The following is a 23,667-nucleotide window of genomic DNA, read 5'->3' as shown; positions in this document are numbered from 1 at the left end:
TCAGTCCTTGTCCATCCGCACGGTGGCACGGATTTGCCCGCGCACCTCTTTGGCGAATTCCAGCGTGAACTCGTCCTCGTTCGCGCCGATGCGCCCCTTGCCCACAGGCGTCTCGTAAACCTTCACGTTGGAACTGTCGCGCAAGTCGCCGGTCAGGGACACCGCGTCCACAAAGATGCAGTAGCTCTCGAACGGCAGCCGTTTGCTTGTCCCGATGGTCCACACCTTGGCATTCGAATTCTCGGTATGTGCCACGACCAGCGGGTTCTGCGCCTGTTCGGTGATGTTGTGGTACGAGTTGCCGTCAAAAAACACCGACCGGTTGCGCGAATGATCCAGATCGGAAAAGCTCGTATCGACCCGTTCCGCTCGCGTCATCACGCCATTGATGGACCGGAACCGGTTGCCGCGCACCGTCACCCCGTTCAGGAAGTGACCGGACCCGTGCGGCTTGACCACAAGATAGCTGAACCAGGGGCCCACATCGCCTGACAGCAGGACGTTGTCCGTCATGCTGAAAGAACTGAACGAAAAGCCAGAGGTGAAATCCGGTGTACGGTCCCGTTCATTCGTCCATTCGATAAAGCAGTTGTCGATATAGTTCCCTGTGACCACGCTTGCGGTATAATTATCCTGCAACACAATACCGGCTGTGCGCACGCCGTTCGGCTCTCCGTCGCCTTGGAAAAAGTGGTTGCCCATGATCAGATGGTTCTGCCCCGCAAGGCACGCGAAATGCCGGAACTGAGTGGCGCGGCAGTCGCGGATCTTGGCATCGTTGGAGTTGACGTTCAGCGCGATACTGGTGCGCTGATCGACAGGTTCGCTTTCCTCGCTCGACAGGAATTGGCACCGGTCTACAAGAATGCCCTGACACCCCCCACCGATCGAAGTGATCCCGCGATCTTTGGGACGGCTGATAAAGCATTCCTGCAATTCGAATGTCGGCCCCGACGGCGCCAGCATGATGCCGCTACACTTGCCGTTACACTGGAATTCGATGTTGGACAGGTTGAACTTGGAAAGCTTCGAGAAGCCGCCGAAATCGACCAGATATTTGAAACGGGTGAACGTGTAGGTTTGCGTGCCCTCTGCATCATAGGGCGGCGCGTTCAGAGTGATGCGCCCCGCGGCCACGTTCACCTCGCGCACATAGATTTCGCGCCCCACACCATTGGCCTGCACCAGCGCGCCAACCGGAATATTGGCTGCGTTTGTGACGTTAGACAGCGTGCGCGAATCCGAGTTGCTGTAAGTAGCCTGACTGGTCACAACCACAGTGTCCCAGTTTTCCCCGACCGCTTCGATCTGCCCGTTGCGAATCGCACGGCGGGTGTTGAACTGGTCGCGATTGGGCACAGCGGCCTGCATGTCGATGGTATCATCCACTTGAATACGGCGTCCGTTCAGATCAAGGCTTTCGTGATCCGAACTGTTCAGCAGCGCCTGAAACGCCTTTTTGAAGGCGAGCGTTTCGTCCCCGAACGCCTCCATATAGGTGGCGAAATCAAAGCTTTTGCGCAGCAGCAAAATCTTGTCGACAGGCATGGTCACCTGCCCTTCGAACTTCACCAGCGTGTCAAAGGCTACGTCCCGTTCCAGACGGAATGTCCCCGCAGGCACTAGAACCGTGCGCCCGTTCGCGGCAGCATTTGCCGCATCAAAGGCAGTGCTGTCATCGGTTACGCCATTACCGACCGCGCCATAGTCACGCACATCGACCACCGACACCATGTCGCGCAAAAAGGCCGAGGTGACATCCGTGATCTCGATATCGTCGATGCGCACCACGCCACCATTCGGCCCCGTCAGGTCGATGCCGAAATGGCCATAGACAGGCGCCGCGCCCCAAACCAGGTCGACACCGCCCCGATTGCCCGCCCCCACAATGGCCGACACCTCGATGACCTCGCCATAGCTGGTCAGCGCCACGCTGTTCGCCTCAAGGGTCAGACCGCCAACCGCCGTGCCGTTGGCCTGCGCGGCATATCCGGCAATGCGCACACTTGGCAGGCTCCCGCTCAGCGCCTTGATTCGCGCGGAGACGCGTAGATAGCATCCCGGCAGCAGTGGCGTTTCACCCATGTACCGCAGGCGCGTGGTGTTCTCGATCTTTTGCAACTCAAGACAGCCGCCAAAATCCTGATCCGACGGGACATAGGCCGCATTGGCGGCGTTCTGGTAGGTGTCCGTTCCAGGTGTACCGTCGCCGCTCGACCAGACATTCAGGCCGTCTGCAAATGCCGGCGGCGTGAAAAGCACGCCATCTGTGATCGCCTTGTTCATACATCTATCCCTTTTGTCGCAAGCACCGGGGGCTCCGGCCTGTTCGGGAAGGGGAAGTATCAACGGCAGGTTAACACGCGGTCAGGCAAGCGCGCGCTTCACCGCCACGTCGGGCAACGCGCGGCCCTTGCGGTCGGTCGCAAATGACCAAGCACAAACAGCTCTAAGTCACTGATTTTAGGTGTATCCGACGACGGCTAGGGGCGCGCCCTTACACAGTCAGGTGTCGTGCCCGCGCGCCACGCTCAATCGCGGCAGCATGCAAACGATCAATGTTCAACTCGTAACGAATTTCTTCCAGCAGGCGCAGTTCGGCCTCGTCCAGACTGCCATCCGCTGCGGCCACATCGCAGGCCAGCGCATACGCCGTCTCGAACAACCGCTCTGGCAGCGCCTCGCGCACGAGACCGAATAGGGCATCAAGTCCGTCTTCCTGCTCGAACAAGTCAAACACCATCTGTGAGGTCGCGTTCATACGATCCACATCATAGTCTGCGAACACAGGCAGGTGGTTCACAGCGGCGTTGATCTTGATCAATTCGGCAGTGCGAATATCCTCGTCCGACGCGGATACGGCGATCATCATCGCCACCAGCGCATCCTGAGCCGTCAGGCTGAATTGTTCCGTCTCAGACATGGCGCTTCCTTTCGCTGTTCACTTCCCTAAATATTGACGGCTGACGCCCCTCGCAATAGGTAGCGCCACAATGATAGGCCAATGCCGCAGATCAGATTGGCCCCCGCAACGGGCGCGGGCCGAACCAGTTAGGACAGAACCTTATGTCGAGTATGCGTGACACCGCGATGACAAGCAAAGCGTGGCCCTTCGAAGAAGCGCGCCGTGTGCTGAAACGCTACGAAAAGTCGCCGCCCGAAAAGGGCTATGTTCTGTTCGAAACCGGATACGGCCCCTCGGGTCTACCGCATATCGGCACCTTTGGCGAAGTGGCGCGTACATCCATGATCCGCCGCGCGTTCGAGGAAATCTCGGACATCCCGACCAAGCTGGTGTGTTTCTCTGATGACCTTGACGGCATGCGCAAGGTGCCAGGCAACGTGCCCAACCCCGAACGGTTGCAGGAACACCTGCAAAAGCCGCTCACATCTGTCCCCGACCCGTTCGAGAAATTCGAAAGCTTCGGGCACCACAACAACGCGATGTTGCGCCGGTTCCTCGACACGTTCGGCTTCCAGTACGAATTCATCTCGGCGACCGAATTCTACCGCTCGGGCCAGTTTGACGAAATCCTACTGCGCGCTGCGGAAAAGTATGACGACATCATGGCTGTCATGCTGAAGTCGCTGCGCGAGGAACGTCGCCAGACCTATTCCATCTTCCTGCCGATCCACCCCGATACTGGGCGCGTCATGTACGTGCCCATGAAGCATGTCGATGCGGTCAACGGCAAGATCACCTTTGACACCGAAGACGGTACCGAAATGACCCTGCCCGTTACAGGCGGCAACGTGAAACTGCAGTGGAAACCCGACTTCGGTGCCCGTTGGGCCGCCCTAGGCGTCGATTTCGAAATGTACGGCAAGGACCATTCGACCAACACGCCGATCTATGACCGCATCTGCGAGATTCTGGGGCAGAAAAAGCCCGAACACTTCACTTACGAACTGTTCCTCGACGAAAACGGCCAGAAGATCTCCAAATCCTCCGGCAACGGGGTCAGCATTGATGAATGGCTGACATATGCCAGCGCGGAATCGTTGTCCTATTTCATGTATCAAAAGCCCAAGACGGCCAAACGCATGTATTTCGACGTGATCCCCAAGGCCGTGGACGAATACCACCAGCAACTCCGCGCCTATGTCGGGCAGGACGACACGCAGCGCCTGAACAACCCCGTCTGGCACATCCACGGCGGCGACGTGCCTGCCAGTGACATGGTCGTGCCCTTTGCCATGCTGCTCAACCTCGCATCGGTCAGCAGCGCAGAAACCAAAGACACGCTATGGGGCTTTATCCAGCGCTATGCGCCCGACACCGGCCCTGCCTCCCATCCTGGCATGGATCAGGCCGTCGGCTTTGCCGTGCGCTATTACAACGACTTCGTGAAACCTGCGAAAACCTACCGCCTGCCCACAGATGCCGAGCGTGAGGCGCTGCAAGCACTGCGCGACGAACTCGCCGCCTATGACGGCCCGATTGAAGATGAGGCGCTGCAATCCGTCGTCTACTCGGTCGGTCGTGACCGCTTTGACCCGCTGCGTGGCTGGTTCACCGCCCTTTATGAAGTGCTGCTGGGCGCGAGCCAAGGGCCACGCTTTGGTGGCTTCATCGCGCTCTATGGCCTCGAAGAGACCATTGCGCTGATCGACAAGGGGCTGGCGGGCGAACTCGTCGCCTGACAACCGTACATTGCCCGAACCGGCCCGCCACTTGGCAACGATACGATCCGCCCTACCATCTTCCTATCACATAGGGAGATGGTAGATGCGGAACTGGTTGATGGGCGCGGCTTTGGCGGCAAGCATGGCGGGCGGCGCATTCGCCCAAGGCAACGATATCCAAGGGGTCATCAGCGACCAGATCGACGCATTCAAGGCGGACAATTTCGCCGAAGCCTTCGAATTCGCCTCCCCCTCCATCCAGAACATCTTTCGCACGCCGGACAATTTCGGGCGTATGGTCACCCAAGGGTTCCCCATGGTGTGGCGCCCGTCGGAAGTGACCTACCTGAACTTGCGCGAGGCCGATGGAGTCTATTGGCAGACGGTGCGCATCGTCGACACCAAAGGTATGGTGCACCTGCTGGAATACCGCATGTTGAACACCGATGCCGGTTGGAAAATCAACGGCGTGCGCCTGTTGGAAAATGCAGGCGTTAGCGCCTGATCCCTAGAACCGCGGCGCACCATAGGCTGACAGTTCCCGAACGCTCCATTCCACCGCATCGCGCATGGTCGACCCAAGCGCACGGTCGAACGCATCCACCACGGTCACCGGATTGTCATTCGCCGCAGGGACAAATTCGCCAAAGGACTTGGAAGAGATGATGCGGTCGGAAAAGGCGTCGATCAGCTTGATGTTCAAGCGCACCTGAATCTGCAACGGCGCATCAGGATTATCCGTTGGCACGACGGCCTGAAATTCGCGGATGTCGGTCACGATCAGGAAATCGGCGCGCAAGCCGATGGCCGAACTGCCCACGGCAGGCACCTTGCCCGAGTTTTCGAAACTCTCGATCATCAGCGCCTGCACGATCAACGGCGCGCGATCCACCCATCGCGCCTCTGGCAGGTACTGCACCCGCAACGGTGTCGGCTGCACGGCGATCTGGTCCGTGTCCACGGCCGCCGTGGCCGTCGGTTCCTGAACGGCAATCTGATACCGCAAGGACGGCAGCGCGCTGTCAAACGTGCTTTTCGGTGTCAGCACGTACAATTCGTTCGGCGTCGCGGCAGCAGACAGGCCCGCAATCGTCGCACAACCTGGCAGGGTGCACAGCAGCATCAGGCCGACCATCCACGGCTTTACATAAGTCATCATCGATCAAACCTTGAGTTTTGAGTCCCCAGCAAAAAGCGTGCAGGGTCGCGTTCGATTTTGTTCACAAGCCGGTCGATATTGCCGACCAGACTGCGCGCCTCGTCCGTGAACTTGAGGACGGAAGGCAGGCCAAGCCGCACAAAGTCCGACAACTGGCGCTGGTTGGAACTGATCACTTGTTCCAGCGACCGTGTGAGGTTCGCCGCCGAGGTGGACGCCGCCAGCACCTGATCCGTCACGGTATCGATACTGGCCGAGGTCGCGTTGACGGTCGAGGTAAAGGCCGTGGCAGCCCCGCGCAGGTCGGCGATGATCCCGCCGATGTCATTCTCGATCAAGTCGTTGGCCATATCGAATGTCCGGTTGGCCGAGGCGAGTGTGACCGACGCGTCCTCCATCGCCGTGAACACAGCAGTAAGGGTGACATCCGCATTGGTGAACGTCTTGTCCGCTGTCGCGATCAACTCGGTGCCGTCGTCGGCAAAGGTGATGAACTTGTCCGCGACCACTTCGGCGCGTGCGCCCACATCTTCCATCACACGGTTGGCGGTCTGCGTTGTCACCCGCGCGTCACTGGCCAGTGGGATCAACTGCGTGTCGATCAACGTATTGGCGCGGGCAACGGTGGTACGCGCATCCAGCACGGTCTGGCGCGTGTCATCCAGCACCGAATTCACTGTGTCCATGGCGACAGTGCCCTGCTCTGCCAGAGTGTCCATGCGCCCCGCGATACGGCTGACATCGGCCCCCGCGTCCGCGATCACTCGGTTGGCAGTTTGCGTCGTGGTGCGCAAATCATCCGCCAAAGGCACAAGGTTCGTGGTGGTAAAGCTGTTGATGTCGCCAATGGCCGTATTGGCCGATGCGAATGTCTGGTTGGCCGTGTCCAGCGTTCGGGTTGCGCCCTCAAGCACCACGGCCCCTTGTGTGGTCAGCGTGTCGATCTTGCCCGCGATCACCTCGGCCTGCCCGCCCACCTCATCGATGATGCGTGTCGCGCTTTGCGTGGCGCTGCGCAGGTCATCGGCCAGAGGTACAAGGCTGGTCGTGGTGAAATCGCCGATGGTGCTGATCGTCCCGTTGGCTGTCTCAAGCGTGCCGGTCGCCGTGGTCAGCGTGGTTTCGGCAGTGGTGGCCAGACTGTCCAGCCGGTCGGTGAAATTCGCGATCTCGCGCGCGGCAGCGCCCAGATCCCCCGACAGGGATTCGAAATCCGCCAGAACCGTGTCGATGCGGGACGAGGCCGATGACAGGTTTTCCAGCATCTCGCTGACCGCTTGGCGGTTGTCCTCGTTGAACACGTCGTTGACGTCTTCCAGCAACTCGACAGCGCGGTCCAGAATGACAGGGGCACCTTCGAACACCGATTGCAACGCTGTACGCTCGGACGGGATCGTCGCACCACCCGGCAGGGGCGGGGAGGTCTCGGACCCGCCGGACAGGCCCACATAGCTGACCCCTGTGACCCCTTGGGATTGCAATTGCGCCACGGTTTCGGTGTTCACCGGCGTGTCTGCGGCCACTTCGATACGCACGCGCACCTGCGATGAATCCTGATCGTCCAGCGCCACGTCAACCACCTGCCCCACGGGCAACCCGTTGTACCGCACATCACTGGCCGAGCCGAGGCCCGACACATCCTCGAACAGGATGTCATAGTAGCTATAGCTGCGGTCCACCTCGACCTTGGCCAGCCACAACAACAGCCCCAACGCACCAAGGAGCCCCCCTAGTGTGAACAGTCCGATCAGGACATAATTGGCTTTGGTTTCCATTGGTGCAGGCAGCCTTCCTCAGGTTTTCGCTTGTGCCGCGCGGGCACGGGGTCCGGTGAAATATTCCTGAACCCACGGGTGGTCGATCTCTGTCATCCCCTCGATCGGTCCCTCGAACATCACCCTTTTGTCCGACAGCACCGCAATTCTGTCGCAGATCGCATAAAGAGAGTCGAGGTCGTGGGTGACCATGAACACGGTCAGCCCAAGCGACCGCTTGAGTTCGTTGATCAGATCATCATAGGCCGCCGCCCCGATGGGATCGAGGCCCGCGGTCGGTTCATCCAGAAACACGATGGACGGGTCCAACGCCAGCGCACGGGCAAGGGACGCCCGTTTGCGCATGCCGCCCGACAGTTCGGACGGAAACTTGCCACAGGCCAGCGCGGGCAGGCCCACGAGGCTGATCTTGAGCGCGCCAAGCGCCTTCATCAGCGCGGGGCTCAGGTTCAAATGCTCTCGCATCGGCGCCATCACGTTTTGCAGCACAGTCAGCGACGAAAACAGCGCGCCATCCTGAAACGCCACGCCCCAGCGTTTTTCGGCGCGCAGGCGTTCCTCTCGGGTGCCGTGCAGCACGTCCGACCCCAGCACATGGATCGACCCCGCCGCAGGCCGGTTCAGCCCCACAATGGTGCGCAGCAGCACGGACTTGCCCGTGCCCGATCCACCGACGATGCCCAGCACTTCGCCCTTCCAGACATCAAGGTCCAGATTGTCATGCACCACCTGCGTGCCGAACCGGTTTACCAGCCCGCGCACTGTGATCACCGCCTCGCGGTCGGGGTCATTTGCCGGACTGTCGCTCACACGCCCAACTCCGCGAAAAAGATCGAGAATACAGCATCCGCGACAATCACCAGAAAGATGGATTGCACCACCGAAGAGGTCGTATGCCGCCCGACACTGTCGGCAGAGCCCTGCACCTGCATCGCTTGCCAGCACGCCACCGTCGCGATGATGGCGGCAAAGAACGGTGCCTTGATCATACCGATGGCCAGATGCCAGACATCGGTGTTTTCCTGCAGCCGCGTGACAAACATGCTCGGGCTGACGCCCAGTTCTACCCAGCTCATCAATGCGCCACCTAACAGGCCGGACACATTGGCGATAAAGCCCAGTACAGGTAGCATGATGATCAGGGCGATCACGCGCGGCAGCACCAGCACCTCGGTAGGATCAAGCCCCAGAGTGCGCATCGCGTCCAACTCCTCGCGCACCTTCATCGACCCGATTGACGCGGTAAAGGCCGACCCCGACCGGCCCGCAACGATGATCGCCGTCAGCAAAATGCCCAACTCGCGCAGGATAGAGATCGCGATCAGGTCTACGACAAACACCTCTGCCCCGAACTGGCGCAATTGCGATGCCCCCTGAAAGGACAGCACGATACCGATCAGGAAACTCATCAACACGACGATAGGAATGGCGTTCAGGCCGGTTTCCTGCATCTGGCTGACAAGGGCCGCAGGCCGCCAGCGCCGTGGACGCACGACGCCATAGACAAAGCTCGCCAATATCTCACCGACAAAGCTGAGCAGCGATGCTGCGGTGGTGCCGACACTGGCCGTGGCCGCGCCCACGCCTTCGACCCACGGCAGAAAGCCGCGCGGCGGGTGCTCTTCCCCGTCCTCGTCCGGCAGGGCGTCCAGCACTGTGTCGATCAGCGCCATGCGGTTTGAGGATGTATCGGTGAATTCGACCGTCGCTCCTGCCGCCTCGAACCGCTTTTTCAGCGTCGCAATCAACCACGCGCCACCCGTGTCCAGACTATCCAGCCCATCCAGATCAATGCGCAGCGTCTTGGCGCCGGTGTCGCCCGCGTCAAATTTGGGTGCCGCTTGTTCCAGATGTTCGGTGACAAGATCACCGCCGAGATGCAGCACCTGCACACCGTCATCATCGGCAAAATTTACACTCGGGGCAGTCATGGGAAGGTCTTGATCCGGCAGATGGATTCGGGGGCAGAGGGTCGGCGCAGGCTGCAATTCTATCCCACGGATATGGCAATGGCCACGCCCATCGCTGTGCACCGCACTATGATACACACCGCATCTGCGCGACACTGCCCGTCAGCGGCAAAATAGTGAAATTTCTTGAGAAAAACGCACGCTCCGCGTAGGTTCGAGGGGTATATTTAAGCTTTTCCATTCAGTCCGTTGAGGTGCCCATATGTTCCGCAGGTCCGCCGTTTTCGCCATCCTTGCCACCCTGTGCGCACCGATTGCCGTCGCGGCCCCGCCCTCTTGCGCGCCTGGGCACAGCTATGGCGTGGCGGACTTTTCCGCGCCGATCACCGACCTGGCCGACCGCGACGGGCGCAACGCCGCGACCGAGCTTTGGCGCTTGGGCATCGAAACGATCATCCGCTATTACGATCACCCCGACGAAACCATTCCCTGCAAAACACTTGTCCCCGAGGAAACGGATGTCCTGCTGGATAATGGGTTCAGCATCGCGGTCGTTTTCCAGCACCGCAACGACAGCCCCCTGACCTTTCTAGACGGACGGCGCGGCATCAAAGACGCCGAGCGCAGCATCGAACTTGCCCGCGCCAACGGTCAGCCCGTGGGCAGCACGATCTATTTCGGCGTTGACGGTGTGGCCGAAGGGATCAAGGGCGCGAACTATCAGTATGCGATCAACAAGGGGGCCGCGATTTCCGCCACCCAAGCCACCGAGATGAAGAACCGCATGGGCGCGGGCAACTTCAAAAAGCACGCCGATTTCTACGAAGTGTTTCGCACCAAACATCAGGAATATTTCGGCCTACCCGGTGGGAAAGTCCCGCCCGAAGCGATCCTGCCCTTCATCGCCCAGTATTTCGAAGATATCCGCGGCGTGTTCGACCAGCACCGCGCCAGCACCGGCACGATGGGCTATGAGATCGGCGGATATGGCAGCGGCCTTGTCTGCGACTATCTATTGAATCAGGGTGTGATCAGTCGTTGCTGGCTGGCGCAATCCACCGGCTGGCCGGGATACGAGGCGTTCTCGACCTCGGGACGCTGGGCTTTGCGCCAGCAACTGGTCACCAAATGCGACGGATGGAGCCGCCGCTCTGGCGGGCGGGTCGAATTCGACTTTAACGAGGTCAACGGCAACGACTACGATTTCGGCCAGTGGAATTACCTCGATGAACGCGCGCCCAGCTTTACCCGCCCCACGCGCAATCCGGCGGTCAGTTGCTATGCCGACTGAACCTGCGGGCAGGCGCACATCGCGATTGACCCAAGGGCACCAAGCCGCCTATACAGCGCCCAAGCCGAAAGGCTGACATGGGAGAGCGCAGGGTAAGATGCCTGCCGCCGAAGGAGCAACGCCCCGGAAACTCTCAGGCACAGGGACCGTGTCAGCCGCGCCCGATAAACGGGCATGTAGACGATCTGGAGAGCGGTCGGGCGTAACGCCCCCGATCCACCGACGGAGAAAGCGCCAGAGTTCTGGCGTCAAGCTCTCAGGTAACGCAACAGATGGGGATGTGGACCGACGCAACCGTCGGCTGCATCCGTATCAATGCGTTGCAAACGGGGGACACCCGACATGACCCATATCGCCGTCATCGGTGCCGGAATCACCGGTATCACAACTGCCTACGCTCTGGCCCGCCGCGGCTATGACGTCTCTGTCTTCGACCGCAACCGCTATGCGGCCATGGAAACATCCTTTGCCAATGGCGGCCAGCTGTCCGCCTCCAATGCCGAGGTCTGGACCCGCTGGGGCACCGTGCTAAAGGGCATGAAGTGGATGCTAAAATCCGACGCCCCGCTGTTGGTCAACCCCAAGCCAAGCTGGCACAAGCTGTCGTGGATGGCCGAATTCATGAGCAACATCCCCGACTACGAGGCGAACACCATCGCCACCGCGCGTCTGGCCATCGAAGCCCGCGCACACCTGCTGGAATTCGCCCGCGAAGTCGACGTCGATTTCGACCTCGAACAGCGCGGCATCCTGCACGTCTACAAGAAACAGTCCGAATTCGACCACGCCCGCCGCGTCAATGTCCTGCTGGAAAAGGCGGGGCTGGAACGGCGCGAAGTATCCGCGGACGAAGTGCGCAAACTCGAACCCGCGCTGCAAACCGACACGTTGGGCGGCTTTTACACCGAAAGCGACTTTACCGGCGACATCCACCGATACGCACGTAAGCTGTCCGAAGGCTGCGAGAAGATGGGCGTGTCCTTCCACTACAAATCCAAGGTCACACAATTCGACCACACCGGCGACGGCGTCAAACTGGACTGGGAAGAAGGCCAGAATTTCAAAGACGCCAACAGCGCTGTCTTTGATGGCATCGTGGTCTGTGCCGGTGTCTACAGCCGCACCATTGCCGCACAACTGGGCGACCGCGTGAACATCTATCCGGTCAAAGGCTATTCGATCACGGTCAACCTTGACGACGACGCCAGCCAAGAAGCCGCCCCATGGGTCAGCCTTCTGGATGACGAGGCCAAAGTGGTCACCTCGCGTCTGGGCAAGAACCGCTTCCGCATCGCGGGCACTGCCGAATTCAACGGCTACAACCTCGACATCCGCGACAACCGGATCAGACCGCTGCGCGACTGGTGCGAAACATTCTTCCCCCGCGTGTCGACCGAACATTGTGTGCCATGGGCGGGCCTGCGCCCCATGCTGCCATCAATGATGCCCAAAGTCGGCCCCGGATCGAAACCCGGTGTGTTCTACAACACCGGCCACGGCCATCTGGGTTGGACCTTGTCGGCGGCGACCGCACAGGGTGTGGCCGATTCCGTCGACGCAGCGCGCATGAAGAATGCGGCCTAAGTATCTCAGTGGATCAGACGCGCCTTTCGGGGCGCGTCTGGCCCACTTAACTGCCGTAGATCTGGCCCCAGCGTTCGATCAACTGCTGTTGCATCGCCTTGGCGCGCCGGTTCCAACTGCGTGCGCCTTGGGGCGCTTCGCGGTTGGCTTTGGCAATGCGCGACCGAGTCGCCTCGTCCGCGGCAAAAATTGCAAAGGCCAGAACCCGACCGTTGCGCGCGGTCATATAGCCCGCAAGGCCGGACACAAAATTCAGCGTGCCGGTTTTTGCGTCCACATCAATCGGGTGGTTCTTGATGACGCGGCGCTTTTCATCCAGCATCGCAAAGGGTTTGAGTATAGCGCGCAACTGCTTGCTCGCGTGCACCTTGACTAGCGCCTGCACCATGTCATCCGCTGTCATCTTGCTGGCATCACCCAGACCGGAATGATCCACCAGCCGCATTGATTTGGTGCCAAGGGCGGAATTGGCCCATCGGTTCATTTCGGCTGCCGACGCCCTCAGGTTCGATGGCACCCGCCCCGTCCGCTTGGCCGTGGCCGACATGCCCACCATTTCCGCCGTCAGGTTGGTGGAATAGCGCAACATATCGCGTAGGATCGTGTTCAACGGATCGCTTTGGTGCGTGACCAGCGGCGTGCCTTGCGGCGCACGGTCCACCACCTCGGGGTTCTTCAGAACGATGCCTTGGGCGCGGGCGAGGGTCTGGAACACGTCACCCACATAAAGGCCGGGCTTGCGCACCGGCAACCAGCGCGACCCGCCATTGCCAAGCGCCGTCTTGGCCACGGTCCAGTTATCGCTTTGGCCGCCATCCTTGTAGGTATAGACAGGCAAGTTGCGGTTCACGATCTGCATCTTGGTCACATAGACCGCAGGGCGCAGCCGGTCCGACCGCGCATCCATCGTGATCCCGTACGCCCCGCCGGACCGTTTCCATTCGAAATGCACACGGTTGTAGTTCAGTGCCACGCCGCTGACCGCAGGGCTATAGCCGACATGGTCGGGTTGGTCCCCGTCGATCGTGCGGACATAGGGAAGCGCGCCCTCGGCCACTTTGAACGCACCGCGCACCTCGCGGATACCCTTGGCCTTGAGGGCTGCGACCATCGACGACAGCGCATTGGTGTCCAGCGTCGGATCACCGCCCCCGACAAAGACCAGATCGCCCTGAACGACGCCGCCCGTTACGCCGCCAGTTGCAATGACGCGGGTGGCAAAACGGTATCCCGACCCCAGCACGTTCAGCGCATAAAGCGCCGTAATCGCCTTGGCCACGCTGGCGGGCGGCGTGCCCTGCTGGGCATTGCCCGATTCAAGCCGTGCGCCGGTCGTTGCATCCGCCACCGCGAAACAAACCCGCCCGTTCAACTGAGCGGCGTTCACGATGGCCTCTGGCCCCGCCACGGCCTTTTTCGCAAAATCCCCCGCGCGCGCATTGGGGCGCAAGGATGCCGCCGGTGGCGCAGACAGCGCCGCCGTCGCCACCCCACTCGTCAAAAGGCCCAACACGGCCCGTCGTGAAAATGATCTAACCATGAGGCAACTTAACCCTACGCAGATCGGGCAAACAAGCGCCCAACCATCACGAAGTGGAAAGGGCCGTCCATCCTCCCGCCGCACGGATCGCGGTAGAGGACTGACCCGACATCGGCACGTTCACAAAACACCACGCGGGCGCATCGGCACGGCCAAGCATATGGCTTGCGCGGCCCGCGATCCGGTAGGGCGCGTAAAGGCGCGCGGCGCGGCTCATCCGTGCGGAAATCCGATCCCCCGGACGGGCAAGGACCCCGACCGGCACGTTCTCCATGATCCATTCCCAATCCTGCCAGTGATGGAACTGCGCCAGATTGTCCGCCCCCATCAGCCAGACAAAGCGCACCCCGACATAGCGCGCCTGCAACGCCGCCAGTGTCTGGGCGGTGTAGCGCGTGCCAAGATGCGCCTCGATATCCGTCACTGTGACACGCGGATCATCCATCACGCGGCGCGCATACTCGACCCGTTGCGCTAAGGGCGCGGGGCCGCGTTTCTTCAGCGGATTGCCGGGGCTGACCATCCACCACACCTGCGACAGGCCGAACCGTTTCAGCGCCTCGCGGGTGATATGGGCATGCCCGTCATGCGCAGGGTCGAACGATCCGCCCAAAAGGCCGATGGTCTGCCCCGCATAGGCCAGAGGAAAGGCATGTCTCATCCGCGTATCGCCCCGATCAACGACCCAAAACAGGCGCGAACGGACAGCACTAGGGGGCGTTTGTCAATCAACGGGCCGCACCACATCGCCAATCGCAACATGGCCGGGCGTCATAACCTCGGCGCACCAGCCGCCGTGGCCGCGCACCGCGCCATAACCGCCATGGCCAAAGGCACGTTCCATCTGGCTGCAGGGCGCGCAGATCACCGTGATACGCAGCACCGCCGATCCGACCTGCACCTCGCGCCCGCGCAATCCGGCAAGGTTCAGACCCCGCACAACCAGATTGCGCCGCAGAATGGCCGGTTCCACCGATGCACGGCCCAGAAACGATGCGATCACCGGCAAATGTTCGCCCTGCAAAAGGGTCACGGCCCGCTTACCCGCCCGTGCGCGATCTCCGACCAGACCGTCGGGCGTTATCTCGACCCGATCCAGCGGCTTCATCGGCGCGCCGCGCTCGGGGCGCACACCGATCCAGTCGATCGCCCCGTCCACGGCCCAACGGGCCATCATCTCTTTCAGCGCACTCATCTGCGGGGCCACAACTTTCCGACCGTTTCCAGCGTTCTACCCCAATCCCGACCAGCGCGAAACACGCCCGCAACAGGGCGGCGCGGCACCTCCCATTGCGCCTAGGCTTTTCCGCCTGTATCTGGACACGAAACCAGTTATTCCAGCCCATAGGAGCGTGCCATGGCCGCCTATCAATACGTCTATCACATGTCCGGCGTGTCCAAGACATATCCGGGCGGTAAGAAATGCTTTGAGAACATCCACCTGAACTTTCTTCCCGGCGTCAAAATCGGCGTCGTCGGCGTGAACGGCGCGGGTAAATCCACGCTGATGAAAATCATGGCCGGCCTCGACAAGGATTTCACGGGCGAGGCATGGGTCGCCGAAGGCGCCAAGGTCGGCTACCTGCCGCAGGAACCCAAGCTCGACCCCGAACTGACCGTGCGCGAGAACGTGATGCTGGGCGTCGCCAAGAAAAAAGCGATTCTCGACCGTTACAACGAACTGGCGATGAACTATTCCGAGGAAACCGCCGACGAGATGGCCACCTTGCAGGACCAGATCGACGCGGAAAACCTCTGGGATCTCGACAGCCAGATCGACGTGTCCATGGAGGCTCTGCGCTGCCCGCCGGATGATGCGGATGTGACCAAGCTGTCGGGCGGTGAAGCGCGCCGCGTGGCGCTGTGCCAACTGCTCCTTGAAGCGCCGGAGATGCTGCTGCTCGACGAACCGACCAACCACCTTGATGCGGAAACCATCGCGTGGCTGCAACAGCACCTGATCGACTACAAAGGCACGATCCTGATCGTGACCCACGACCGCTATTTCCTTGATTCCATCACCGGATGGATCCTCGAACTGGACCGCGGCAAGGGCGTGCCATGGGAAGGCAACTATTCCAGCTGGGTCGAACAAAAGGCCAAGCGCCTTGAACAGGAAGCCCGCGAAGACAAAAGCCGCCAGAAAACGCTGGAACGCGAACTCAAATGGATGCGTCAGGGGGCCAAGGCCCGTCAGGCGAAGTCCAAGGCGCGGATCAACAACTACAAGGACATGCTGGACACGTCCGAGCGCGAGCGCCTGTCCTATGCGCAGATCGTCATTCCCAACGGCCAGCGTTTGGGCGGCAAGGTGATCGACGTGCAGGGCCTGACCAAAGGCATGGGCGACAAGCTGTTGATGGAAGACCTCAGCTTCTCCATCCCGCCCGGTGCGATTGTGGGCGTCATCGGCCCCAACGGCGCGGGCAAATCGACCCTGTTCAAGATGATCACAGGTCAGGAAACGCCCGATGCAGGCACGGTCGAAATCGGTGACACGGTGCAACTGTCCTACGTCGACCAGACTCGCGACGACCTGAACCCCGACGACAACGTCTGGGAGGCGATCTCCGGCGGGGCCGAACTGATCGCGCTTGGTGATGCCGAGGTGAACTCGCGCGCCTATTGCGGGTCGTTCAACTTCAAAGGCGGCGACCAGCAGAAAAAAGTCGGCCTGCTGTCGGGCGGTGAGCGGAACCGCGTGCACATGGCGCGCCTGCTTAAGGAAGGCGGCAACGTGCTGCTGCTCGACGAACCGACCAACGACCTTGACGTCGAAACGCTCCGCGCACTGGAAGACGCGCTGGTCGACTTCGGTGGCTGCGCCGTGGTCATCTCGCACGACCGCTTCTTCCTCGACCGGATCTGCACACACATGCTGGCCTTCGAAGGTGACGCACACGTGGAATGGTTCGAGGGCAACTTCGAAGACTACGAAGAAGACAAGAAACGCCGCCTTGGCGACGACGCGATGGAACCCAAGCGCCTGAAACACAAGAAGTTCGCGCGCTGAGTTTCACGACGTAGATGTGATTGATTGAAGCGGGCAGCCTTTTGGCTGCCCGTTTTCTTTTGCGAAACAGCAGCCCCCGAGGGGTGACGTAGTCGCCCCCGCCCATTGGGGCGGTCGGGGGCGGCCAAAACGCGGGGCGTTTCCACTATGCGCTGAGTTATGCGGGGATGTGCAGGCCCTTTCCCGCGCTTTACGAAGACCTCGGAAAGATGGCGACCAAGACCGACCATCACCGCCTCCCCCACCTGTCACAAACGATTTCTCACCGGTGACGCGGCGCGTGTGGTATCCTCTGCCCATTGAAACAATCTGATTACTCCGGAGTACTTCCATGCCCGACGACGAAATCAAGAAGATCACAACCCAACTCAAAGGCAAGAAAGCCAAGGTCAAGTCGCTCGACTCCAAACCCGAAGGCACCAAGGCCATCAAGCTACCCAAGGACGTGAAGAACGGGCTTGAGGAACACTTTGGCGCCAAGCTGACCAAGGTGCGCGTGCATTTTGGCGGCAACGCCCCCCAGATGTGCAAAGAGCTGAAGGCCCGCGCCTTTACCATGGGTAACGACATCTATGTCAGCAAACCCGGCTTTGCCAAAGACAGCCATCTTCTTGCCCACGAACTGACCCACGTGATCCAGCAAGCGGGCGGGAAAAAGATGCCCAAAGCGCAAGAAGGCAAAGCACTGACGACCAAATAGAGGGGCGTAATACCCCCTATTCTCACCGAAAGTTGACATAAGCCGCGCATATCTAGGCAGCGGGACATTGATTTTGCGCGCCATACGGGCATGGTTGGGGAAACTGCACGTAACAAGGAATCCCAATCATGGATCGCCGCACCTTTGTCGCCCTCGGCGCTGCCGCCCTCGCCCTGCCTCCCGTCGCCGTTCAGGCACAGGAAAACGCCGTCTTCGACCCGACCCCGCAAGAGGTCCGTATCAAGAAAGGCTTCACACCCGGAGAGATCGTTGTCCTGCCGCGCAGCTACTACCTCTATTGGGTGACCGAGGAGCGTAAGGCGATCCGCTATGGCGTGGGCGTGGGACGCGCGGGGCTGGAATTCACCGGCACGGCTGTCATTCAGGTGAAAAAGGAATGGCCCACGTGGCGCCCGACCCCCGAGATGATCGAGCGCGAACCGCGCACCTATTCCAAGTTTGTCGACAACGATTACATCATGCCCGGTGGGCCGGGCAATCCGCTGGGCGCGCGCGCGCTCTACCTGTTCCAGAATGGCGTCGACACCTATTTCCGCATCCACGGCACCACACAGCCGCAGACCATCGGTTCGTCGATCTCGAACGGCTGTATTCGCCTGACAAACGAAAACGTCACCGATCTGTACAACCGAGTCCCCATCGGCACCAAGGTCACGGTTCTCTAATCGCGCCACACACACCCCCAACAAAAAAGGCCAGCCCGAAGGCTGGCCTTTTGCTATCTCTCTAGGGACGCGGCTTAGTTCAACGCCTTGTCCGTGATCGCATGTGTCCAAGCGCCTTCAGGCTCTTTCGAGATCACAGGATCGGACCCGCCGGACAACAGCGACGACACAGTGCGCTGGTAGTCTGCTTCGTCCAGCGCGCCATTGCTGCCCGAAGTCAGCTTGGCCACTTCGCCCATCATCCGTTTCTGGTGCTCTTCTGTCTGTGCACCGGACGCGTCGTTGTCCAACACGATTTCTGCGGCCTCGTCTGGGTTTTCCTCGGCGTATTTCCAGCCCTTCATGGACGCGCGCACAAAGCGGACCATTTTGTCCTCGAACTCGGGGTCGGCCAGATTGTCCTCAAGCGCATACAGACCGTCCTCAAGCGTTGCGACGCCCTGATCCTCGTATTTGAAGACCTGCAGTTCTTCGGGCGTCAGGCCCGCGTCGATCACCTGCCAGTATTCGTTATAGGTCATGGTCGACACACAGGCCGCCTGCCCCTGCAACAGCGGATCAACGTTAAAGCCCTGCTTGAGGACCGTCACACCGCCTTCGGAGCCATCGGTCGGGATTTCAAGCTGGCTCATCCACGACAGGAAGGGGAATTCGTTGCCAAAGAACCAAACGCCCAGCGTCTTGCCAGGGAAGTCTTCGACACTGGCAACACCCGCATCCTTGCGGCAGGTCAGCATCATGCCGCTGGATTTGAACGGCTGCGCGATGTTGACCATCGGCAGTCCCTTTTCACGGGCTGCAAGGGCGGCTGGCATCCACTCAACAGTGACGTCGGCACCACCACCGGCCAACACTTGGGTCGGCGCGATATCCGGCCCACCGGGCTTGATCGTGACGTTCAGGTCTTCTTCTTCGTAAAAGCCTTTGTCCTGCGCCACATAGTAGCCGGCAAATTGCGCTTGCGTGACCCATTTAAGCTGCAAAGTGACATCATCCGCGGCTTGGGCTGCCACCGCGCTCAGGCCGAAAACGGCACCAGCGGTAAAGGTTGCAATGGTCTTCATCGTGTACTCTCCTTGTTGAATTATACGTTTTTATCGTCAGGGCGTCATCGGTGCGCCCTTTGGGATGGATGCCAGAATGTGACCGCGCGTTCGATCAGCGCGACGCCCCCATAGGCGAGCGAACCGACAATTGCGGCGACCACAATCTCGGCCCACACGAGGTCCAGCGCAAGCTGTCCCACCGAGGTCGAGATACGAAAGCCCATACCACGAATGGGAGAGCCGAAAAATTCAGCAACAATCGCGCCGATCAGCGCCAGCGTGGTGGCGATTTTCAGTCCGTTGAAAATGAACGGCATCGCCATGGGCAGGCGCAGCTTGATCAGGGTCGTCATCGGGCTGGCCGCATAGGTCTGCATCAGATCGCGCTGGATCTGGCTGCTGGCCTGCAACCCCTGCACCGTGTTCACCAGCATCGGGAAAAACACCATGACGACGACAACCGCCGCTTTGGACTGCCAGTCGAAACCGAACCACATCACAAGGATTGGCGCCATGCCAACCACAGGCAGCGCCGCCACGAAATTGCCCACTGGCAACAATCCGCGCCGCAGGAAATCATAACGGTCCATCAGCACAGCCATCACAAAGGCCGCGCCACAGCCCATCACATAGCCGCTGAGCGCGCCCTTGATGACCGTCTGTACAAAATCGACCCAAAGGATGTCAGTCGAAGCGGCAAAGCGTGCGGCAATGGCCGACGGCGGCGGCAGCAGCACGGCCGACACCTCAAGCCCCCGCACCACGCCTTCCCAGATCGCGATCAGGGTGACGCCGAAAACCACCGGCATGGCAAGGCGCACCAAAGGCGTCGGCGTCATGCGCGACAGCCATGCGTTCAACGCCCATCCCGCGCCCCAGACTACCGCTGCAAAGATCAACCAGCCCATCACGCCATCCCCATCCGGTTCAAGGTCACACGCTGGATCACACCGATCACCGCGACCAAAGCCGCCGCCAGCGCCGCCGCCATGATCAACGCCGACCAGATCTGGATCGTCTGCCCGTAATAGCTGCCCGCCAGCAACCGCGCGCCCAGCCCGGCCACAGCGCCGGTCGGCAATTCACCCACAATCGCGCCGACCAGACTGGCCGCCACGCCCACTTTCAGCGAGGCAAACAGGAACGGCATCGACGAAGGCAAGCGCAACCGCCAGAACGTCTGCGACGCACTCGCATTCCACGTCCGCATCTGATCCAGCTGCATCACCTCGGGGCTGCGCAACCCTTTGACCATGCCCACAACCACAGGGAAGAACGACAGATACATCGAGATCATTGCCTTGGGCAGCAACCCCGAAATCCCCACCGCGTTCAGCACAACGATGATCATCGGCGCAAGCGCGAGAATGGGAATGGTCTGACTGGTAATGATCCACGGCATCACAGACCGGTCCATCACACGGTTATACACAATACCGATCGCCAACAGCACACCCAGCCCCGTGCCAAGGGCAAACCCCATCAATGTCGCACTTAACGTGATCCACGAATGGTAAATCAAAGACCGCTTCGAGGTGATCTTCTTCTCGACAGTGGTGTTCCAGATCTCGACCGCAACCTGATGCGGCGCAGGCAGCTTCGGCTTCGTCTGTGACCAAGTGTCAGAGACAAGCTCGACCGCGCTCAACTCAATCCCCGCCCGCTTTGCCTTGTCCATCGCCCAAGGCGCATTCAGCAAAACGGCCGCCCCGTACCACAGCACGAAAATGGCGCAAACAACGGTCAGAACAGGCACCAGATTACGCATGTTCAGCACCACATCTTGCATCATTGTTCTGCAAATATGCAAAACGCACCGCGGATCGCACGAACAGTTTTTTGCATATTTTAAGAACAATGAAAGGAATTTGAGTCGAAATGACAGCACGGTACAGGCAGGCATGCCGATGACCGTGAACGATGATGGGGGTCGCCGCGCCTTCAACCCAAATGCGGCTCGGCAGCAGGGTCAGGGCAATCGCCTTACCCTGCGCGGGTGACACCAGCCTATTCATCACCATGCCCCGCGCGCAGCCCTTCGCGCACCCGATGCGCCACTTCCAGAAACGCGGGCGTTTCACGGATATCCAGCGGGCGCTCCTTTGGCAGGGGACTGTCGATGACATCCGTGATCCGGCCCGGCCGTGGTGACATCACCACGATTTTGGTGCTCAGATACACCGCTTCGGGGATCGAATGGGTGACAAAGGCAATTGTCTTCTCGGTACGCGCCCACAGATGCAAAAGCTGCTCGTTCAAGTGGTCGCGCACGATTTCATCCAGCGCGCCAAAGGGTTCGTCCATCAGCAAGATATCCGCATCAAATGCCAGTGCCCGTGCAATCGACGCACGTTGCTGCATCCCACCAGAAAGTTGCCACGGGAACTTCTTCTCGAACCCCGCCAGCTCAACCAGTTCAAGCACACGCTGCACGCGCTCGACCTGCTCGGCCTTGGAATATCCCATGATTTCCAGCGGCAGCGACACATTGCGTCCGATCGTACGCCATGGATACAGACCCGCGGCCTGAAAGACATAGCCGTAGGCGCGGGCTTTGCGCGCTGCTTCGGGGCTGACACCGTTCACCGTAATGGTGCCGCCAGTTGGTTGCTCCAAATCCGCCATCACACGCAAAAAGGTTGTCTTCCCACAGCCCGACGGCCCGATGAAGCTGACAAAATCGCCCTTTTCGATGTCCAGCGATACGCCTTTCAGCGCATGCACGGGGCCATCATTGGTCTGGAATGTCAGGTCCAGATCTTTGGCGCTGATCACTGTCGGGTTCACCATGTTACTTCCAGCCCCGCATCGCCTTTGCGCCGTTTCACGTCTGTCGCCTGCCTTTGTCCTTCAACCTGCATCAAATACCCGCCGGAATGTTCAGCGGATCGCGCTGGATCATCTTGGGCGCATTCAGCGCCTTCCACTTGCTCAGCGCCTTCGACGCGGAGGAGAACGCAGGCCGTGGCACGAATTTACCGCGCCCGGGATTGGATTGCGAGTTCTGGCCCCATGCCCAGATTACCTCGCCACGGCTCAGCGTGAACCGCGACTGCGCCTTGACCTCGAACCCTTCGAACACGTTGTAATCCAGCACCGAGTGGTGGTTGCTGGGCGAAATCGTCTTGGTGATCTTCGGATCCCACACCACGATATCCGCATCCGCCCCTTCCACGATCGCCCCCTTCTTGGGATATATGTTCAGGATTTTGGCGACGTTGGTCGACGTGGCCGCCACAAATTCGTTGGGCGTCAAACGGCCCGTCTCGACCCCTTCGGTCCACAAAACGGCCAGACGCTCCTCCAGCCCGTTCGACCCGTTGGGGATGATCCGGAAATCATCACGGCCCGCGCGTTTCTGTTCGGTGTTGAACGCGGCGTGATCCGTCGCCACCACCTGCAAAGACCCCGACTGCAAACCGGCCCACAGGCTGTCCTGATGGTCCTTCGACCGGAACGGCGGCGACATCACACGCCGCGCGGCATAGTCCCAATCCGTGTCGAAATAGACGCTCTCGTCCAACGTCAGGAACTGGATCAACGGCTCGCCGTACACCCGCATCCCCTTCTGGCGCGCACGGCGGATCGCCTCATGCGCCTGCTCACAGCTGACATGCACAATGTACAGCGGAACACCGGCCGCATCCGCAATGGTGATGGCGCGGTTGGCCGCCTCGCCCTCGAATTCAGGCGGGCGGGAATAGGCATGGCCTTCAGGCCCCGTGATCCCCTGATCGAAATACTTCTGCTGCATCTCGGCCACCAGATCGCCGTTCTCGGCATGCACCATCGGCAGCGCACCCAGTTCCGCACAGCGCTTGAACGAGGCGAACATCTCGTCGTCCTCGATCATCAATGCGCCCTTATAGGCCATGAAGTGCTTGAATGAATTGACACCCATATCGACGGCGTCTTTCATCTCGTTGAACACGTTCTCGTTCCAGCCGGTAATCGCCATGTGATAACCGACATCGGAACAAATCTGCGGCGCCGACTTGCGGTGCCATTCGTTGATCGCATTCTTGATCGACCCGTCCGCGCCGGGCAGGCAGAAATCGACAATCATGGTGGTGCCACCTGTGGCCGCCGCCCACGTGCCGGACTCAAACGTCTCGGCCGCGGTCGTGCCCATGAACGGCATTTCGAGATGCGTGTGCGGGTCGATCCCACCCGGAATGACATAGGCCCCTTCGGCGTCGATATACTCGTCCCCGACAAGGTCTTCGCCGATGGCCTTGATCACCTCGCCCTCGATCAACACGTCCGCTTTCCATGTGCGGTCGGCGGTACACACCATACCGCCCTTGATCACCTTGCTCATCTGGTCACTCCTTCGT

The 23,667-nt window shown here is 60.4% G+C and carries 21 protein-coding genes and 2 riboswitches; of the genes, 7 read left to right on the top strand and 14 right to left on the bottom strand.

Translation table 11 applies throughout. The features are described 5' to 3' along the window. Nucleotides 1-2,286: a glycosyl hydrolase family 28-related protein gene (locus AC6GQJ_RS12670; protein ID WP_500768773.1), complete on the bottom strand. Its 2,286-nt coding sequence runs from the start codon at nt 2,284-2,286 to the stop codon at nt 1-3. 211 nt (nt 2,287-2,497) lie between these two features. Further along, nucleotides 2,498-2,923, bottom strand: a complete 426-nt coding sequence (locus tag AC6GQJ_RS12665) for a tellurite resistance TerB family protein (protein WP_500768771.1) — start codon at nt 2,921-2,923, stop codon at nt 2,498-2,500. A gap of 143 nt (nt 2,924-3,066) precedes the next feature. Here AC6GQJ_RS12665 and AC6GQJ_RS12660 point away from each other — a divergent pair, with 143 nt between their 5' ends. Together AC6GQJ_RS12660 and AC6GQJ_RS12655 are read left to right on the top strand one after the other, a co-directional pair. Beyond that, nucleotides 3,067-4,644, top strand: a complete 1,578-nt coding sequence (locus AC6GQJ_RS12660) for a lysine--tRNA ligase (RefSeq protein WP_500768769.1) — start codon at nt 3,067-3,069, stop codon at nt 4,642-4,644. An 85-nt stretch (nt 4,645-4,729) separates the two neighbouring features. Next, nucleotides 4,730-5,131 (top strand): DUF4864 domain-containing protein, encoded by a 402-nt coding sequence (locus tag AC6GQJ_RS12655; protein WP_500768767.1) that lies wholly within the window; start codon nt 4,730-4,732, stop codon nt 5,129-5,131. 3 nt (nt 5,132-5,134) lie between these two features. Here the strand turns inward: AC6GQJ_RS12655 and AC6GQJ_RS12650 are convergent, their stop codons facing one another. From AC6GQJ_RS12650 to AC6GQJ_RS12635, 4 genes are read right to left on the bottom strand one after another with little or no spacing between them, the layout of a single operon-like run. Further along, the gene (locus AC6GQJ_RS12650; RefSeq protein ID WP_500768765.1) at nt 5,135-5,785 is read right to left on the bottom strand and encodes an ABC-type transport auxiliary lipoprotein family protein; all 651 of its coding nucleotides are present in this window, start codon (nt 5,783-5,785) and stop codon (nt 5,135-5,137) included. Next, nucleotides 5,782-7,560 (bottom strand): MlaD family protein, encoded by a 1,779-nt coding sequence (locus AC6GQJ_RS12645; protein WP_500768763.1) that lies wholly within the window; start codon nt 7,558-7,560, stop codon nt 5,782-5,784. The genes AC6GQJ_RS12650 and AC6GQJ_RS12645 overlap by 4 nt, the downstream gene beginning before the upstream one ends. Before the next feature lie 18 nt (nt 7,561-7,578). Beyond that, the gene (locus tag AC6GQJ_RS12640) at nt 7,579-8,370 is read right to left on the bottom strand and encodes an ABC transporter ATP-binding protein (RefSeq protein WP_500768761.1); all 792 of its coding nucleotides are present in this window, start codon (nt 8,368-8,370) and stop codon (nt 7,579-7,581) included. After that, nucleotides 8,367-9,491, bottom strand: a complete 1,125-nt coding sequence (locus AC6GQJ_RS12635) for an ABC transporter permease (RefSeq protein ID WP_500768759.1) — start codon at nt 9,489-9,491, stop codon at nt 8,367-8,369. Before AC6GQJ_RS12635 ends, AC6GQJ_RS12640 begins: the two co-directional genes overlap by 4 nt. A 241-nt stretch (nt 9,492-9,732) precedes the next feature. Between AC6GQJ_RS12635 and AC6GQJ_RS12630 the strand changes: the two genes are divergently transcribed. Both AC6GQJ_RS12630 and AC6GQJ_RS12625 read left to right on the top strand, forming a co-directional pair. Next, nucleotides 9,733-10,761, top strand: a complete 1,029-nt coding sequence (locus tag AC6GQJ_RS12630) for a glycoside hydrolase domain-containing protein (RefSeq protein WP_500768757.1) — start codon at nt 9,733-9,735, stop codon at nt 10,759-10,761. Between the two features lie 68 nt (nt 10,762-10,829). Beyond that, a riboswitch (glycine riboswitch) is annotated at nt 10,830-10,920 on the top strand. Nucleotides 10,921-10,936: 16 nt separating this feature from the next. Continuing rightward, a riboswitch (glycine riboswitch) is annotated at nt 10,937-11,043 on the top strand. A gap of 60 nt (nt 11,044-11,103) precedes the next feature. Then, the gene (locus AC6GQJ_RS12625) at nt 11,104-12,345 is read left to right on the top strand and encodes a D-amino acid dehydrogenase (RefSeq protein WP_500768755.1); all 1,242 of its coding nucleotides are present in this window, start codon (nt 11,104-11,106) and stop codon (nt 12,343-12,345) included. Between the two features lie 46 nt (nt 12,346-12,391). Here AC6GQJ_RS12625 and dacB read toward each other — a convergent pair whose 3' ends face one another. The 3 genes from dacB to AC6GQJ_RS12610 form a co-directional block, all read right to left on the bottom strand. After that, nucleotides 12,392-13,885 (bottom strand): D-alanyl-D-alanine carboxypeptidase/D-alanyl-D-alanine endopeptidase, encoded by a 1,494-nt coding sequence (gene dacB, locus AC6GQJ_RS12620; RefSeq protein WP_500768753.1) that lies wholly within the window; start codon nt 13,883-13,885, stop codon nt 12,392-12,394. A gap of 46 nt (nt 13,886-13,931) precedes the next feature. Continuing rightward, a complete protein-coding gene (locus AC6GQJ_RS12615; RefSeq protein ID WP_500768751.1) occupies nt 13,932-14,546 on the bottom strand; it encodes a nicotinate-nucleotide adenylyltransferase in 615 nt (204 codons plus the stop codon). A gap of 63 nt (nt 14,547-14,609) precedes the next feature. Then, nucleotides 14,610-15,080, bottom strand: a complete 471-nt coding sequence (locus tag AC6GQJ_RS12610; RefSeq protein WP_500768749.1) for an MOSC domain-containing protein — start codon at nt 15,078-15,080, stop codon at nt 14,610-14,612. Between the two features lie 162 nt (nt 15,081-15,242). Here AC6GQJ_RS12610 and ettA point away from each other — a divergent pair, with 162 nt between their 5' ends. From ettA to AC6GQJ_RS12595, 3 genes are all read left to right on the top strand, one after another. Further along, complete coding sequence (gene ettA, locus AC6GQJ_RS12605; RefSeq protein WP_500768747.1) at nt 15,243-16,898, top strand: energy-dependent translational throttle protein EttA; 1,656 nt, start codon at nt 15,243-15,245, stop codon at nt 16,896-16,898. Nucleotides 16,899-17,229: 331 nt separating this feature from the next. Beyond that, nucleotides 17,230-17,598: an eCIS core domain-containing protein gene (locus tag AC6GQJ_RS12600; RefSeq protein ID WP_500768745.1), complete on the top strand. Its 369-nt coding sequence runs from the start codon at nt 17,230-17,232 to the stop codon at nt 17,596-17,598. Between the two features lie 125 nt (nt 17,599-17,723). Further along, nucleotides 17,724-18,284 carry a L,D-transpeptidase gene (locus AC6GQJ_RS12595; protein ID WP_500773911.1) on the top strand — a complete coding sequence of 187 codons (561 nt, stop codon included), beginning with the start codon at nt 17,724-17,726 and terminating at the stop codon, nt 18,282-18,284. Nucleotides 18,285-18,358: 74 nt separating this feature from the next. On the opposite strand, the gene AC6GQJ_RS12590 is transcribed toward AC6GQJ_RS12595, so the two are convergent. The 5 genes from AC6GQJ_RS12590 to hydA form a co-directional block, all read right to left on the bottom strand. Next, a complete protein-coding gene (locus AC6GQJ_RS12590; RefSeq protein WP_500768743.1) occupies nt 18,359-19,348 on the bottom strand; it encodes an ABC transporter substrate-binding protein in 990 nt (329 codons plus the stop codon). Between the two features lie 44 nt (nt 19,349-19,392). Further along, nucleotides 19,393-20,238: an ABC transporter permease gene (locus tag AC6GQJ_RS12585; RefSeq protein WP_500768741.1), complete on the bottom strand. Its 846-nt coding sequence runs from the start codon at nt 20,236-20,238 to the stop codon at nt 19,393-19,395. Further along, nucleotides 20,238-21,098, bottom strand: coding sequence for an ABC transporter permease (locus AC6GQJ_RS12580; protein ID WP_500773909.1), 861 nt, complete (start codon nt 21,096-21,098; stop codon nt 20,238-20,240). The genes AC6GQJ_RS12585 and AC6GQJ_RS12580 overlap by 1 nt, the downstream gene beginning before the upstream one ends. Nucleotides 21,099-21,337: 239 nt before the next feature. Then, nucleotides 21,338-22,120, bottom strand: a complete 783-nt coding sequence (locus AC6GQJ_RS12575) for an ABC transporter ATP-binding protein (RefSeq protein ID WP_500768739.1) — start codon at nt 22,118-22,120, stop codon at nt 21,338-21,340. Nucleotides 22,121-22,190: 70 nt separating this feature from the next. Continuing rightward, entirely contained in the window at nt 22,191-23,651 is a 1,461-nt protein-coding gene (gene hydA / locus AC6GQJ_RS12570; protein ID WP_500768737.1) for a dihydropyrimidinase, read from the bottom strand. Between the last annotated feature and the right edge of the window lie 16 nt (nt 23,652-23,667).

Source organism: Tateyamaria sp. 7Alg 36, assembly GCF_059882455.1.
The sequence above is the reverse complement of the archived record's forward strand: the minus strand, read 5'-3'. Positions and strand labels throughout refer to the sequence as shown.

What these genes read in the sequence shown, in the direction of transcription:
- AC6GQJ_RS12670 (WP_500768773.1), bottom strand. Translation starts at nt 2,286, where the DNA reads ATGAACAAGGCGATCACAGATGGCGTGCTTTTCACGCCGCCGGCATTT.
- AC6GQJ_RS12665 (WP_500768771.1), bottom strand. Translation starts at nt 2,923, where the DNA reads ATGTCTGAGACGGAACAATTCAGCCTGACGGCTCAGGATGCGCTGGTG.
- AC6GQJ_RS12660 (WP_500768769.1), top strand. Translation starts at nt 3,067, where the DNA reads ATGTCGAGTATGCGTGACACCGCGATGACAAGCAAAGCGTGGCCCTTC.
- AC6GQJ_RS12655 (WP_500768767.1), top strand. Translation starts at nt 4,730, where the DNA reads ATGCGGAACTGGTTGATGGGCGCGGCTTTGGCGGCAAGCATGGCGGGC.
- AC6GQJ_RS12650 (WP_500768765.1), bottom strand. Translation starts at nt 5,785, where the DNA reads ATGATGACTTATGTAAAGCCGTGGATGGTCGGCCTGATGCTGCTGTGC.
- AC6GQJ_RS12645 (WP_500768763.1), bottom strand. Translation starts at nt 7,560, where the DNA reads ATGGAAACCAAAGCCAATTATGTCCTGATCGGACTGTTCACACTAGGG.
- AC6GQJ_RS12635 (WP_500768759.1), bottom strand. Translation starts at nt 9,491, where the DNA reads ATGACTGCCCCGAGTGTAAATTTTGCCGATGATGACGGTGTGCAGGTG.
- AC6GQJ_RS12630 (WP_500768757.1), top strand. Translation starts at nt 9,733, where the DNA reads ATGTTCCGCAGGTCCGCCGTTTTCGCCATCCTTGCCACCCTGTGCGCA.
- AC6GQJ_RS12625 (WP_500768755.1), top strand. Translation starts at nt 11,104, where the DNA reads ATGACCCATATCGCCGTCATCGGTGCCGGAATCACCGGTATCACAACT.
- dacB (WP_500768753.1), bottom strand. Translation starts at nt 13,885, where the DNA reads ATGGTTAGATCATTTTCACGACGGGCCGTGTTGGGCCTTTTGACGAGT.
- AC6GQJ_RS12615 (WP_500768751.1), bottom strand. Translation starts at nt 14,546, where the DNA reads ATGAGACATGCCTTTCCTCTGGCCTATGCGGGGCAGACCATCGGCCTT.
- AC6GQJ_RS12610 (WP_500768749.1), bottom strand. Translation starts at nt 15,080, where the DNA reads ATGAGTGCGCTGAAAGAGATGATGGCCCGTTGGGCCGTGGACGGGGCG.
- ettA (WP_500768747.1), top strand. Translation starts at nt 15,243, where the DNA reads ATGGCCGCCTATCAATACGTCTATCACATGTCCGGCGTGTCCAAGACA.
- AC6GQJ_RS12600 (WP_500768745.1), top strand. Translation starts at nt 17,230, where the DNA reads ATGCCCGACGACGAAATCAAGAAGATCACAACCCAACTCAAAGGCAAG.
- AC6GQJ_RS12590 (WP_500768743.1), bottom strand. Translation starts at nt 19,348, where the DNA reads ATGAAGACCATTGCAACCTTTACCGCTGGTGCCGTTTTCGGCCTGAGC.
- AC6GQJ_RS12585 (WP_500768741.1), bottom strand. Translation starts at nt 20,238, where the DNA reads ATGGGCTGGTTGATCTTTGCAGCGGTAGTCTGGGGCGCGGGATGGGCG.
- AC6GQJ_RS12580 (WP_500773909.1), bottom strand. Translation starts at nt 21,098, where the DNA reads ATGCGTAATCTGGTGCCTGTTCTGACCGTTGTTTGCGCCATTTTCGTG.
- AC6GQJ_RS12575 (WP_500768739.1), bottom strand. Translation starts at nt 22,120, where the DNA reads ATGGTGAACCCGACAGTGATCAGCGCCAAAGATCTGGACCTGACATTC.
- hydA (WP_500768737.1), bottom strand. Translation starts at nt 23,651, where the DNA reads ATGAGCAAGGTGATCAAGGGCGGTATGGTGTGTACCGCCGACCGCACA.